The 13,057-nt window shown below is 55.2% G+C and carries 12 protein-coding genes and 1 other RNA gene; 7 read left to right on the top strand and 6 right to left on the bottom strand.

Annotation, left to right across the window (positions count from 1 at the left end; translation table 11 throughout):
• The first annotated feature begins 311 nt into the window (after nucleotides 1-311).
• Entirely contained in the window at nucleotides 312-1,244 is a 933-nt protein-coding gene (mnmL, locus tag ACX9GT_RS02905) for a tRNA modification radical SAM protein MnmL/YtqA (RefSeq protein WP_473189735.1), read from the top strand.
• On the opposite strand, the gene ACX9GT_RS02910 is transcribed toward mnmL, so the two are convergent.
• Nucleotides 1,239-1,910: an acid phosphatase gene (locus ACX9GT_RS02910; RefSeq protein ID WP_473189736.1), complete on the bottom strand. Its 672-nt coding sequence runs from the start codon at nucleotides 1,908-1,910 to the stop codon at nucleotides 1,239-1,241. The two genes, mnmL and ACX9GT_RS02910, sit on opposite strands and share 6 nt — an antisense overlap.
• A gap of 377 nt (nucleotides 1,911-2,287) precedes the next feature.
• On the opposite strand from ACX9GT_RS02910, the gene arcB reads away from it, so the two are divergent.
• The 3 genes from arcB to mtgA all read left to right on the top strand — a co-directional run bounded on the left by arcB (nucleotide 2,288) and on the right by mtgA (nucleotide 6,246).
• Nucleotides 2,288-4,627 (top strand): aerobic respiration two-component sensor histidine kinase ArcB, encoded by a 2,340-nt coding sequence (gene arcB / locus ACX9GT_RS02915; RefSeq protein WP_473189737.1) that lies wholly within the window; start codon nucleotides 2,288-2,290, stop codon nucleotides 4,625-4,627.
• Nucleotides 4,628-4,864: 237 nt separating this feature from the next.
• A complete protein-coding gene (gene elbB, locus ACX9GT_RS02920; protein ID WP_473189738.1) occupies nucleotides 4,865-5,518 on the top strand; it encodes an isoprenoid biosynthesis glyoxalase ElbB in 654 nt (217 codons plus the stop codon).
• Nucleotides 5,515-6,246, top strand: coding sequence for a monofunctional biosynthetic peptidoglycan transglycosylase (gene mtgA, locus ACX9GT_RS02925; RefSeq protein ID WP_473189739.1), 732 nt, complete (start codon nucleotides 5,515-5,517; stop codon nucleotides 6,244-6,246). The genes elbB and mtgA overlap by 4 nt, the downstream gene beginning before the upstream one ends.
• A 103-nt stretch (nucleotides 6,247-6,349) precedes the next feature.
• Here mtgA and dolP read toward each other — a convergent pair whose 3' ends face one another.
• The 4 genes from dolP to ACX9GT_RS02945 are packed head-to-tail and all read right to left on the bottom strand — an operon-like array spanning nucleotide 6,350 to nucleotide 9,928.
• Nucleotides 6,350-6,925, bottom strand: coding sequence for a division/outer membrane stress-associated lipid-binding lipoprotein (gene dolP / locus ACX9GT_RS02930; protein WP_473189740.1), 576 nt, complete (start codon nucleotides 6,923-6,925; stop codon nucleotides 6,350-6,352).
• Nucleotides 6,926-6,935: 10 nt separating this feature from the next.
• A complete protein-coding gene (diaA, locus tag ACX9GT_RS02935; protein ID WP_459400157.1) occupies nucleotides 6,936-7,526 on the bottom strand; it encodes a DnaA initiator-associating protein DiaA in 591 nt (196 codons plus the stop codon).
• A gap of 51 nt (nucleotides 7,527-7,577) precedes the next feature.
• Complete coding sequence (locus tag ACX9GT_RS02940) at nucleotides 7,578-7,931, bottom strand: YraN family protein (protein ID WP_473191490.1); 354 nt, start codon at nucleotides 7,929-7,931, stop codon at nucleotides 7,578-7,580.
• The gene (locus tag ACX9GT_RS02945; protein ID WP_473189741.1) at nucleotides 7,928-9,928 is read right to left on the bottom strand and encodes a penicillin-binding protein activator; all 2,001 of its coding nucleotides are present in this window, start codon (nucleotides 9,926-9,928) and stop codon (nucleotides 7,928-7,930) included. Before ACX9GT_RS02945 ends, ACX9GT_RS02940 begins: the two co-directional genes overlap by 4 nt.
• Nucleotides 9,929-9,990: 62 nt before the next feature.
• Between ACX9GT_RS02945 and rsmI the strand changes: the two genes are divergently transcribed.
• Both rsmI and rnpB read left to right on the top strand, forming a co-directional pair.
• A complete protein-coding gene (gene rsmI, locus ACX9GT_RS02950; protein WP_473189742.1) occupies nucleotides 9,991-10,854 on the top strand; it encodes a 16S rRNA (cytidine(1402)-2'-O)-methyltransferase in 864 nt (287 codons plus the stop codon).
• A gap of 41 nt (nucleotides 10,855-10,895) precedes the next feature.
• Nucleotides 10,896-11,274, top strand: an RNA gene (gene rnpB, locus ACX9GT_RS02955) — RNase P RNA component class A.
• Nucleotides 11,275-11,328: 54 nt separating this feature from the next.
• On the opposite strand, the gene ACX9GT_RS02960 is transcribed toward rnpB, so the two are convergent.
• A complete protein-coding gene (locus tag ACX9GT_RS02960; protein WP_473189743.1) occupies nucleotides 11,329-12,030 on the bottom strand; it encodes a pirin family protein in 702 nt (233 codons plus the stop codon).
• 109 nt (nucleotides 12,031-12,139) lie between these two features.
• Here ACX9GT_RS02960 and ACX9GT_RS02965 point away from each other — a divergent pair, with 109 nt between their 5' ends.
• Complete coding sequence (locus ACX9GT_RS02965; RefSeq protein ID WP_473189744.1) at nucleotides 12,140-13,045, top strand: LysR family transcriptional regulator; 906 nt, start codon at nucleotides 12,140-12,142, stop codon at nucleotides 13,043-13,045.
• Nucleotides 13,046-13,057: the final 12 nt, after the last annotated feature.

A 13,057-nucleotide genomic window follows, 5' to 3' on the forward strand; every position in this document is an offset into this window, starting at 1 on the left:
GAGCTGTCTCACTGTAGTGCAAGGCCTGAATCTCTGCACCATGCTAGTACGGATGGGAATGACAGAATTTTATTCTAGTAAATATTGATTTATTGTTGGTTATGACTGTTTTTCATCACTTTGTCATAAAGAGGTTAATAACGGTGCGCAGATTAGAAAAATTCATCGTGATGGAAGTGACTTTATTTGCAGTAATAATGAATAGTTATGTCTAAAGCGGCCTTTGGAGAAAAGCGTTGATCTCTGTCATCGCGGGAACAGCCACCTTTGATTAGCATCATAGGCTTTGAAAGCAGAGAAACACCAAGATTATGCAGTTGCCGCAATTAGTCAATATGTTTGGCAGCGATCTTCAGCGCCGCTATGGCGAGAAGATCCACAAACTCACGCTGCATGGCGGGTTTAGCTGCCCGAACCGCGATGGGACGCTTGGCCGCGGTGGCTGCACGTTTTGCAACGTGGCGTCGTTCGCCGATGAACAGATGCAGCAGCAGAGCATCGCCGAACAGCTGGCCGTGCAGGCACGCAAGGTCAATCGGGCAAAACGCTATCTGGCCTACTTCCAGGCCTATACCAGTACTTATGCAGAAGTGGCATTGCTGGCCAGCATGTATCGGCAGGCATTGTTGCAGGCAGAAATGGTCGGCATCTGTGTGGGCACCCGGCCGGACTGTGTGCCCGATGCGGCGCTTGATTTGCTGGCGGGTTACCGTGAACAGGGATTTGAAGTCTGGTTGGAGCTGGGGCTGCAAACGGCACACAATAAAACGCTGAAGCGCATCAACCGTGGCCATAATTTCTCCTGTTATCAGCAGACCGCCCGGCGGGCGCGTGAGCGCGGCCTGAAGGTTTGTAGCCATCTTATCGTTGGCCTGCCGGGGGAAACCCAGGCAGATCACTTGGCAACGCTTCAGGCGGTGGTTGAGAACGGCGTGGACGGTATCAAGCTGCACCCGCTGCATATCGTTACCGGCAGCATCATGGCGCGAGCCTGGCAGGCGGGCCGTTTACCGGCGCTGGCGCTGAGCGATTACGCCGCCAGCGCCGGTGAAATGATTCGCCATACGCCGAAAGAGATTGTCTATCACCGCATTTCTGCCAGCGCACGTCGGCCAACGCTGCTGGCCCCATTATGGTGCGAAAACCGCTGGAATGGCATGCAGGCGATCGGTGGTTATCTGCAATGCTACGGCGGTCAGGGCAGCCAGTTGGGCGTTGAGCAGGCTTATCAGGCCGCTTTATAGCTGCAGATTGGCGCGTACTTCAGCCCGCACTTGCTGCAAATCCTGCTGAAATTGCGGGTTCAACAACAGGCGCGCGGCCAGCACGGTGGCTGCCAGCTTGCCTCCTTCCAGATCGCTCGGGTAGTGAACGCCAGCAATCACGCGGCTTTGCGCATTGCTGGCGGCCTGTTCAAACAAGGCTACCCGTTGTTCAGGGACTATCTGGGCCAGCAGAATGGCGGTCAGGTAGCTGTCCATGGCATGGCCGCTAGGATAAGAATCACCTTCTGGTGGCGGCAGCAGAGGTTTCACATTGCTGTCAGCCTCATAGGGGCGTGGTCTGCCATAAAATGCCTTGGCGGGCATCAGTTTTTGCACGAAGTCCTGATAAACCCGGCGGAACAGGGCGGCGCACAGCGGATTGCGCTCCACGGTGAACGCCGGGCCGAAAATATCCTTGGCGAATGGAAACGCGGCATCTTCCAGATGGTCGTCCTTTTTGGCTTTGGCAATCTGTTCCGGAGTGCGGTTGGCCTGAATGGTTAATACCGCCTGCCTATCTGCCCGATCCTGCGGGCTACCTTTCGGCGGCGGCGGTGGCAACAGCGTAGCAATCTTCGAATCATCTGCGGCCAGATAGGCAGCAGGTGCGCTGGTATTGGCGTGCAACGGCCAGGTCAGAACCAATAACAGGGCGAACGGAGCGGATCGGCTGATCGTTAATATGGTTAATCCTCACATCAGAGAAAATTGGCCCAAGGTCTCGGTATCCGTGGTTGAACAGAGAAGTGTCAGTACACGGTAGTTCATTCATATATTAATGAACTGCCGATCTCAAGAGGCGAAAGAGTGGGGTGAATCACAATTAATTCCTTTAGTAACAATTGATTAGTTCTTAAGGATGAGCGGTTTCGTTCATGAATGTCAGCCACCAGCATGCGGTGTTGGGTATGCGCTAACTGCATGACAAGTGCCGTTATTTTCTATTAGCTCGATATCACTCCCAGACGAAAGGGAAAAGTTTACGGTATGATTTAAACGATTAGGTCTGATGGGAATGGCTCATGAAGCAAATCCGGGTGTTAGCCCAGTACTACGTTGATTTAATGGTAAAGCTTGGCCTGGTGCGCTTTTCGCTGTTGCTGGCTTCTGCGTTGGTGGTGCTGGCGATGGTGGTGCAGATGGCGGTCACCATGCTGCTGCGTGGTCAGGTGGAAAGTATCGATGTGGTGCGCTCGATCTTTTTTGGCCTGTTGATCACGCCGTGGGCGGTCTACTTTCTTTCGGTGGTGGTCGAGCAACTGGAAGAGTCGCGCCAGCGCCTGGCACGGCTGGTGGATAAGCTTGAGGAGATGCGCTACCGCGATCTCGCCTTGAACCAGCAGATGAAAGAGAACATCACCCAGCTTAATCAGGAAATTGCCGAGCGCATCAAGGCGGAGGAAGGCCGCCAACAGGTGATGGACAAGCTGACCGAAGAAATGGAGCAGCGCGAGCGCGCGCAGGTCGAACTCGGCCAGCAATCGGTGCTGCTGCGCTCTTTCCTCGATGCCTCACCGGATTTGGTCTATTACCGCAACGAAGATAAAGAGTTCTCTGGCTGCAACCGGGCCATGGAACTGCTGACCGGCAAGAGCGAAAAGCAACTGATTGGCCTGACGCCGTTTGATGTTTACAGCCAGGATGTCGCCGAGAAAGTCATCGAAACCGACGAAAAAGTATTCCGCCACAACGTTTCTCTGACCTACGAGCAGTGGCTGGTGTACCCGGACGGGCGCAAAGCCTGTTTTGAGCTGCGCAAGGTGCCGTTTTACGATCGCGTGGGCAAACGCCACGGGCTGATGGGTTTTGGGCGCGATATAACCGAGCGTAAGCGCTACCAGGACGCGCTGGAGAATGCCAGCAGGGACAAGACCACCTTTATCTCAACGATCAGCCACGAGCTTCGTACGCCGCTTAATGGCATTGTCGGCCTGAGCCGTATCCTGCTCGATACCGAACTGAATGGTGAGCAACTCAATTACCTGAAAACCATCCACGTCAGCGCCATCACCCTCGGCAATATTTTCAACGACATTATCGAGATGGATAAACTCGAGCGGCGCAAAGTGCAGTTGGATAATCAGCCGGTGGATTTTACCGGCTTCCTGGCCGATCTGGAAAACCTTGCTGGCCTGCTGTCGCAGCCAAAAGGGCTGCAATTTGTGATGGAACCGCAGCTCCCCTTGCCGCAGAAAATCATTACCGACGGCACGCGCCTGCGCCAGATCCTGTGGAATCTGATCGGCAATGCGGTGAAGTTCACCCCGCAGGGCCGGATTGTGGTGCGCGTGCGGCATGAAGATCACGAACGGATGACGTTCGAAGTGGAAGACTCCGGCATGGGTATTCCACAGGATGAGCAGGATAAAATCTTCGCCATGTATTACCAGGTGAAAGATCAGCACGGCGGGCGGCCCGCTACCGGCACGGGGATCGGCCTGGCGGTTTCCAAACGGCTGGCGCAGAGCATGGGCGGTGATATTACCGTGCAAAGCGCACCGGGGCAGGGTTCTTGCTTCACGTTGACCATCATGGCCCCGGCGGTGGAAGACGTGGTGAACGAGGCCGAGCAAGAAGACGATCTGCCGCTGCCAGCACTGCACATTCTGCTGGTGGAAGATATTGAGCTGAACGTGATCGTTGCGCGCTCGGTGCTGGAGAAGCTGGGTAACAGCGTGGAAGTGGCGATGAATGGTCATGACGCGCTGGCGATGTTTGACCCGGATGAATTCGATCTGGTGCTGCTGGATATCCAGTTGCCGGATATGACCGGGCTGGATATTGCCCGTGAGCTGCGCAGCCGCTACAGCGGCCAGGCACTGCCGCCGTTGATTGCGCTGACGGCCAACGTACTGAAAGACAAGAAAGAGTATCTTGAAGCGGGTATGGATGATGTGTTGAGTAAACCCTTGTCGGTACCGGCCTTGACCCAGATGATCAAACATTACTGGGATCTACAACCCTCGCATACCACAAAAAAAATGGAGCAACAGGCAATGCAGATTAACGAATCGTTACTGGATACCGTCATGCTGGAGCAGTACATGGACCTGGTGGGGCCGCAGTTGATTTATCAGAGCCTGGACATGTTCGAACAGGTGATGCCGGGCTATCTGGCGCTGTTGGATTCCAATATGACCGCGCGCGATCAGAAAGGGATCACGGAAGAAGGCCACAAGATTAAAGGGGCTGCGGGTTCTGTGGGGCTGAAACATCTGCAACAACTGGCACAGCAGATTCAGACACCGACGTTACCGGCATGGTGGGATAACGTGCAGGATTGGGTGGATGAACTCAAACAGGAGTGGCGTAACGATGTGGCAACGTTGCGGGCATGGGTAGAGAACGCTGAAAAAAAATGACCCCGACCTAGGCCGGGGTGCGCGAATATTGCGCCAACACCAGGGAAATTGTGAACCTGCGTATTGGTTTTCAATGTTCAGGTAGAGCAGGTTGCAGAAAATTCGTATACATCATACAGCGAACAACATAGCAAATGTAAGCGCTCTTGTTAGAAGATTCATTAAAATGTGTGATGTAGTTAGTGTTTGTTGGTTTTAGGTGCTTATCCATTGGTCGTCCTGATTGGGAGAATATCGATGAAACAGGTAGGTGTGGTACTGAGTGGTTGTGGCGTTTATGACGGTGCGGAGATCCATGAAACTGTCCTCACATTACTGGCATTGGATCGTGCCGGTGCACAGGCGGTGTGCTTTGCCCCTGATGAGGAACAACTCCATGTTATTAATCACTTATCTGGCGATGTTTTGCCTGAAAAACGTAACGTGTTAGTGGAATCTGCGCGCATTGCGCGAGGGAAGATTCAGCCCCTTTCTCAGGCTGATGTCAGCCAGTTGGATGCCCTGATCGTACCCGGTGGATTTGGTGCTGCTAAGAATCTCAGCAGTTTTGCCGAGGAGGGCAGTGAATGTTCCGTTAATACAGATTTTGCTGAGATTACGCAAAAAATGCATAAGGCGCATAAACCAATTGGTTTTATGTGCATTGCTCCGGTCCTGTTACCCAAGATCTTGGGCCAACAAATCCGGCTGACAATTGGTAACGATCCCGATCTCGGCGAGGTGATAGATGCCATGGGGGGAGAGCCAGTGATTTGCCCTGTGGATGATATTGTGGTCGATATTGAGAACAAAGTGGTGACGACGCCAGCCTACATGTTGGCTCAATCGATCGGCGAAGCGGCGCGCGGAATTGATAAGCTGGTTTCACGGGTGCTGGATTTAACCGAATGAGCAGATTTACGGTTAAGTCGGTGATTCCCCGGCTGTGGTATTGGCTTAAACGCGTTTTGTTGGCGGTGGCGGGCCTGTGGTTGGCAGGGATTATCCTGTTTGCCTTTCTGCCGGTGCCCTTTTCTGCGGTGATGGTAGAGCGGCAAATCAGCGCCTGGCTGAGCGGTGATTTCAGCTATGTTGCTCATTCGGATTGGGTGTCGATGGATGAGATTTCGCCGAATATGGTGCTGGCGGTGATGGCCGCAGAAGATCAGAAGTTCCCCGATCATTGGGGTTTTGATGTGGCGGCTATCGAAAAGGCGATCAGCCACAATGAACGCCGCCCGACACGCATTCGTGGTGCTTCCACGCTGTCTCAGCAGACGGCAAAGAACCTGTTTCTGTGGGATGGGCGCAGTTGGGTGCGTAAAGGGCTTGAAGTCGGGTTGACGGCGGGGATTGAGCTGGTGTGGACCAAACGCCGAATTTTGACGGTGTACCTGAATATTGTCGAATTCGGTGACGGTATATTCGGTGTAGAAGCCGCGGCCCAGCGTTTTTTCAATAAACCGGCCAAACGGTTGACGGCATCTGAAGCGGCATTGTTGGCGGCGGTTTTACCCAATCCTCATCGCTTTAAGGTTAAAGCCCCTTCAGGGTACGTGATTGGGCGCCAGCAGTGGATTATGCGCCAGATGCGGCAACTAGGCGGGGCGGAGTTTCTTAAACAGAATGAGCTGAAGTGATTGGCTATGTGTTCTTTTCCCGCGCTGATGACTTGCTGACGATCGTGGGAGAGGGCCGGGGTAAGGGCATCAGATAACGCCGCTCTTACCCCGGTGTGCGCTGTTACTTAACGTAGGTAAATGCCGTGGTGACGTGTCTTACGCCACCGATCTGGCTGGCGATCTGTGCTGCCGACTGCCCTTCTTTTTGTGTGACCAGGCCCAGTAAGAATACTTCGCCATTCTCGGTCGTTACCTTCACGTTTGAGGATTTGACCGTATCGCTGGTCAGGAGCTGCGAACGGACTTTGGTGGTGATCCAGGTATCTGAAGACGCGGTTCCCAGGCTGACCGGCGTGCCCTGGCGGATTTCGTTATACACTTCTGCGGCACCCTCGACGCCGAGTGCGATCTGTTTCGCACGGCTGGCAAGTTCGGTGCTGGGCGATTGACCGGTCAGCAGAACCTTGCCCTGATAGGCGGTTGCGACCACCCGGGCTTCTTTTTTCAGTTGCTGATCTTTACTCAGGGCATTTTCAACCCGAGCCTCCAAGGTTCCGTCATCGACCTGAGTACCTACGGAGCGCGGGTCTGTGGCAGTTTTGGTGGCAACGGCCGCACTGCCGACCACGACAGCGCCGACACAGCCTTGTAACAGCAGAGCGCTGAACAGCACTGCCAATGTTGTTTTCAGCTTCATCTCAGTTCCTTTAATCGTCCTGGTGGGGGAACAACGTATTATCAATCAGGTCGCATAGGCAATTTACGGTAAACATATGCATTTCCTGAATGCGCGCACTGCGGTGGGAAGGGATACGGATCTCAACATCCTGTTGGCCAAGTAAACCTGCCAATTCCCCGCCGTCGTGGCCCGTGAGCGCAACAATGGTCATATCTCGCGTTACTGCGGCTTCAACCGCTTTCACAATATCACGGCTATTACCGTGAGTGGAAATCGCCAGCAAGACATCTCCGGCATGGCCCAACGCGCGCACCTGCTTGGCATACACTTCATCGTGCAGACGATCGTTACCGATCGCGGTCAGCACCACGTTATCAGCATTCAGTGCGATGGCAGGCAGGCTGGGGCGCTCGGTTTCAAAACGGTTAATCATACTGGCAGCAAAATGCTGCGCATTGGCGGCTGATGTCCCATTGCCACAGCACAGGATCTTGTTGCCGTTCAATAACGATTGAACCAGGGTCATCGCGGCGCGGGAGATGGCGTCAGGCAGGGCTTCCGCCGCTGCAATCTGGGTTTGGATACTTTCGGTAAAACAGACTTTGATTCGATCCAGCACGTTGTTTTTAATCCACTAAGTCAAAGGCCGGCCTACACCGGTAAACCATAATTAATCCGCATTGAAGGCATTCGGTATCCATTCTAACTGGCTACCGGTGATGGCAAAAACATCAAAACGGCAAGATGATGTGTCAAAACTGGCTCCGCGCCCCGCCAGCCAGACGGCGGCGGCATGCAGCAACCGCTGTTGCTTGCGGTAAGTGACGCTGGCGGCAGCATCACCAAATGCGGCGCTGCGCCGATAGCGTACTTCAACGAACACCCAGGTTTGTCCATCGCGCATGATGAGATCAAGCTCACCACCGCGCACCGCCACGTTGGCGGCGGTGAAGGTCAGCCCAGCGCGTTCCAGATAGCGGCGGGCCTGTATTTCGTAGCCCGCCCCTTTGGCGCGTTGGCTCAGGAGACCGGAACGACCGAACCCTGGCGGTATTGCAACCAAGTCAGTTTCCTGGTGATCACACAGTGGGGTGAAGAACTTAGCACGCCGCTGGCTCCAGAAACCTGGAAACCGGGCAACTGGCGCATTTCAGCAAAGTGGTTGGTCAATGTCCAGGCATCCATCCCCATGGCGTAAAGGCGTACCAGGGAATAGTCGTTGCCGAATTTGGCACTGGCCTGTTGCTGCAAGGCCGGGTTGACGCCTGCCAGCAAAGGAATATCACTAAATTGCAGGCCTTCCATTTCCAGACGGAAATCTGGGCCAGCACCAGCCTGATAGCTGCGTGAGCTGGCGAACATGGCAGGCTTGCTGCGGGAGTTGGTGGTCATGTCGATCATCGGTTTGATCAGCGTCAGCTGGTCCTGGGTGGCCACGATGTACACCGCATCAACGCCGCCGCCGGTAGAGGCAGAGATCTCGCTTGGCTGAGCCGGAATGGTCAGACCAGCGATAGTCACAGACTGTGGCGCTTGTGCGGGTGCCGAGACTGGCGTACCGCTCATGCGGATACCGCCGCTGTTAACCATCTGGCGTAGTTCGGTGGTAGAACCGATGCTCTGTTGCAGCACGGTTTGACCACCCTGTTTCTGCCACTCTTCGCTAAAGGCTTTGGCAACGCGATCGCCAAACGCGCCACGCGGGAGCAACAACAACGGCAGGCGCTTCTGTTGTGCCCAGATATGCCGTGCTGCATCGCGGGCTTCGTCTTCAGGAGAAAGCGCGAAGTAGCAGATGTTCGGGCTGTCTTGCGGCTGTTCCGGCTGGTTGAGTGCCAGTACGTTCAGCGCAGTGGGCGTGCTGGCAAGCTGATCAACATCGGCCTTCAGTAACGGGCCAACCACCAGCGTTGCCCCATCCTGCTGGGCTTGGGCCAGTAGAGCAGGTAATGGCTGGCTGGAAGTATCGTATACCTTCACCTGAGCATTGGTGGGCTGCGCAGGTGGAGTGGGAGCGGTGGTTAGTGCTATCAGTTGTGCCGTGGCGATATCCGCAGGAGATGCGGAAGGGCTCACTGCACCGTTGGCATTTGGCAGCGCTGCGGCATTTTGAGCCGGATCGTTGCTTGGCTGCGTTGCTTGGACCGGTGCGGCAAGCGTGATGCCACTTTGGGCGGCGGCAAAGCCTTGCTGGATAGCATCGGAAAACACCTTCGCCTGACCATTCAGCGGTAACAGCAGCGCGATGCTTGAGGTGGACGCTTGGCTGAAATTCTGCACCTGGCTTAATTGGGTTGGCAGGTTTTTGGCCGCTGGGTTTTGTGGATAGCGGTTTTGCCAGTCTTTGATTCCGGCTTTCAGCAGTTCTGGATCCTGCTTGCTTTCCTGATAAACCCGCAGCAGATCCAGCCAGCCTTGCAGCACGTTTTCGTTGGCGTTGATTACCAGGCTATTCATCTCTGCCGGTTTGAGGCCGAGCAGTGCCTGCCAGGTCTGATCAAGGTTGTCCTGCCGCGCATTAACCGGCAGCAGCGGTTCCTGAGCGATATAGGCACGGAGCAGTGGCAGGGACGCTTGGCCCTGATAGGCGGCAATCTGTGTCTGGTACAGGCGTACTAATTGATTAGGCGAGAGTAAGTTGCTGTCGATGCTGCTCAGCGCATTACGCGCGGCGTCATAACTTTTGTTGCCAACTTGCAGCTCTGCGAGCAACAACTGGCGTTCCACCTGTTGTTGGCTGTTCATATCTTGCGGCAGAGCGTTCAGCTGCGCAGCGGCCTGTGGTAACTGGCCTTCGCGGATTAATGCGCGAATAGCAAGTAATTGCCAGTCAGCCTTGTTATCATCGCTGCTTTGCTGCAACTGTTGCAGATAGTAATCAGAGTTGGCGCTCGCTTCATCTTGTATATTTATCGGCGGAGTTTGTGGCGCCTGACTCGGGCAGCCTGCTAACAGCAGGGCGGCCAGTACAACAGGGAGTAAACGCCCTGCTTTGGTACGAATGAATGATGAGGAAAGCATACTGTATCCAGTGATGTTTTTTTCAAGATGCTCAATATTAAATCGGCAATCCGGATGAAACAATGAATCAACAGCAACAATCAGTCATTTCTGCCTCAACGCTGTACGTGGTGCCTACTCCCATCGGTAACCTGGGGGATATCACTTATCGGGCACTCGAAGTACTGAAAAGCGTCGATCTGATTGCGGCGGAAGATACGCGTCATACCGGGTTGCTGTTGCAACACTTTGCAATTAGCGCGCGGTTGTTTGCGCTGCACGACCATAACGAACAGCAGAAGGCGGACCAATTGCTGGCGAAACTGCAGGAAGGCCAGAGCATAGCACTGGTTTCTGACGCTGGCACGCCATTGATCAACGACCCCGGTTATCACCTGGTGCGCCGTTGCCGTGAAGCGGGGATCCGCGTCGTACCGCTGCCAGGTGCCTGTGCTGCCACCACGGCGCTGTGCGCTGCCGGGTTGGCTTCCGATCGCTTTTGCTACGAAGGATTCCTGCCTGCGAAAACCAAAGGCCGTAAGGATACTCTGCTGGCGCTGGCAGAGGAACCACGCACGCTGATTTTCTATGAGTCAACTCACCGTTTACTGGAAAGCCTGCAAGATATGGTCGCCGTGTGGGGGCCGCAGCGCTATGTGGTGCTGGCTCGCGAGTTGACCAAAACCTGGGAGTCGATCCACGGTGCGCCAGTGGGGGAACTGCTGGCCTGGGTGCTGGAAGATGAAGTCCGCCGCCGGGGGGAGATGGTGCTGATTGTTGAAGGCCACAAGACGCAGGAGGACGATCTGCCCTTGGAAGCGCTGCGTACGCTGGCATTGTTGCAGAAAGAACTGCCGCTGAAAAAGGCGGCGGCCCTGGCGGCAGAGATCCACGGCGTGAAGAAAAATGCGTTGTATAAGCACGCGTTGGAACATCAGGAACAGTAAAGCTGTTGACCTGCCGGGGTCACGACGCTACTATCCGCGCCGGAGTTGACCAGACAGTCGCCGCTTCATTGCCGTCCTCTTCGGGGGAGACAGATGGAGGGGAGGAAAGTCCGGGCTCCATAGGGCAGGGTGCCAGGTAACGCCTGGGGGGCGCAAGCCTACGACTAGTGCAACAGAGAGCAAACCGCCGATGGCCCGCGCAAGCGGGATCAGGTAAGGGTGAAAGGGTGCGGTAAGAGCGCACCGCGCGGCTGGCAACAGTCCGTGGCACGGTAAACTCCACCCGGAGCAAGGCCAAATAGGGGTTCGCATGGTACGGCCCGTACTGAACCCGGGTAGGCTGCTTGAGCCAGTGAGCGATTGCTGGCCTAGAGGAATGACTGTCCACGACAGAACCCGGCTTACCGGTCAACTCCCTCTATCAATAGAAAACCCCGCGTAGCCTGAGCTGCGCGGGGTTTTTCTTATTACTGCCTAAATCGGTAAATCAATCAGCAGCGCGCGCAGCGCTGTCTCTGCCCGAACGGTGAGGCGATTTTCCTCGCGGATAAACGCGCCGTCTCCGCAGGTCAGCTTTTGGCTGTCGTGGTGTTCACCGCTGGCTGAAAGCGTGCCGTGGATCGATTGCAGGTAAGCGCGCGGCCCGTTCAGCGCCAGCGTTTGCTGCTCACCGGCCTGTAAATCCAGGTGATGGATCCACACCTGTTGCCGCAGTTGCAGACTGCCTTGTGTGCCATCGGGCGATGCCAGCAACCGATGCGGCTGTGATGGCAGATTCAAGCGTTGTACCCGCTCGTTGCTGCGTTCCGGGCAGGCATCCAGCCACAGTTGCATACGGGTGAGCGGTGTTGTGCTGCTGATGTTCTGTTCGCTATAACTGAGCCCGGTCTGAGTGGCCAACAACAGCGCTTCTCCGGCCGCCGCTCGCACGCTATTGCCATTGCTGTCGCGATATTCGGCTTCCCCTTGCAGGATCACGTTCAGAATATCGACGTTAGGGTAGGTACGTGGCTGGAACGAGGCACCCGGTACCAGCACTTCCTGATTCAAGACCCGCAACGAGGCGTAGCCCATCAGTTTGGGATCAAAGTAATGCCCAAAGGAAAAGGTATAGCGAGCCTGTAGCCAACCAAAGTCAGCTTGCCCGCATTGTTGTGCTGTTCTGCATGTAATCATGGCAATCGGCTCTTTAAATATTCATTACTCGAATGGTAAGCATCTGGACGCCGGATTGTTAGCCAGTTAATCTGGTCGGTATATTCAAATTTCCTGAAAGAGAGATTCGATGGCCAGAGATCGTGCATTAACGCTGGAAGCGCTGAGGGTAATGGATGCGATTGACCGCCGTGGCAGCTTTGCTGCTGCTGCCGATGAACTGGGGCGAGTGCCTTCAGCACTAAGCTATACCATGCAAAAGCTGGAAGAAGAACTGGACGTGGTGCTGTTTGATCGTTCAGGACATCGCACCAAGTTTACCAACGTCGGGCGGATGTTACTTGAGCGTGGGCGCGTTTTGCTTGAGGCCGCTGACAAACTGACCACTGATGCTGAAGCGTTGGCGCGCGGTTGGGAAACCCATCTGACTATCGTCAGTGAGGCACTGTCACCGGCGGCTAAACTGTTCCCGCTGATCGACAAACTGGCGCTGAAAGCCAACACCCAGGTGTCGATTTTTACCGAAGTGCTGGCCGGTGCCTGGGAACGTTTGGAGCAGGGGCGTGCCGATATCGTGATCGCACCGGATATGCACTTTCGTGCCTCGTCGGAAATCAATACCCGCAAATTGTACAAAGTGATGAGCGTCTATGTGGCTGCGCCGGATCATCCGATCCACCAGGAACCGGAACCGCTGTCGGAAACCACCAGGGTGAAATATCGCGGCATTGCGGTGGCCGATACTGCGCGCGAGCGGCCGGTATTAACCGTACAGTTGCTGGATAAGCAGCAACGCCTGACGGTCAGCACCATTGAAGATAAACGTCGCGCTCTGCTGGCCGGATTAGGCGTAGCCACCCTGCCGTACAGCATGGTGGAAAAAGACATCGAAGCCGGGCGCTTGCGCGTGGTTGGCCCGGAATACAGTCAGGAGGTCGAGATCATCATGGCCTGGCGGCGTGACAGCATGGGGGAAGCGAAATCCTGGTTCCTGCGCGAGATCCCACGCCTGTTTGCCCGGCAGGAAAATCAGTAACCCCGCCCGGTG

Source organism: Serratia sp. YWN4 (genome assembly GCF_055790845.1).

Bases quoted from the DNA above. Each gene is read 5' to 3' on its own strand.
- mnmL (WP_473189735.1), top strand. From the start codon at position 312: ATGCAGTTGCCGCAATTAGTCAATATGTTTGGCAGCGATCTTCAGCGC.
- arcB (WP_473189737.1), top strand. From the start codon at position 2,288: ATGAAGCAAATCCGGGTGTTAGCCCAGTACTACGTTGATTTAATGGTA.
- elbB (WP_473189738.1), top strand. From the start codon at position 4,865: ATGAAACAGGTAGGTGTGGTACTGAGTGGTTGTGGCGTTTATGACGGT.
- mtgA (WP_473189739.1), top strand. From the start codon at position 5,515: ATGAGCAGATTTACGGTTAAGTCGGTGATTCCCCGGCTGTGGTATTGG.
- dolP (WP_473189740.1), bottom strand. From the start codon at position 6,925: ATGAAGCTGAAAACAACATTGGCAGTGCTGTTCAGCGCTCTGCTGTTA.
- ACX9GT_RS02945 (WP_473189741.1), bottom strand. From the start codon at position 9,928: ATGCTTTCCTCATCATTCATTCGTACCAAAGCAGGGCGTTTACTCCCT.
- rsmI (WP_473189742.1), top strand. From the start codon at position 9,991: ATGAATCAACAGCAACAATCAGTCATTTCTGCCTCAACGCTGTACGTG.
- ACX9GT_RS02960 (WP_473189743.1), bottom strand. From the start codon at position 12,030: ATGATTACATGCAGAACAGCACAACAATGCGGGCAAGCTGACTTTGGT.
- ACX9GT_RS02965 (WP_473189744.1), top strand. From the start codon at position 12,140: ATGGCCAGAGATCGTGCATTAACGCTGGAAGCGCTGAGGGTAATGGAT.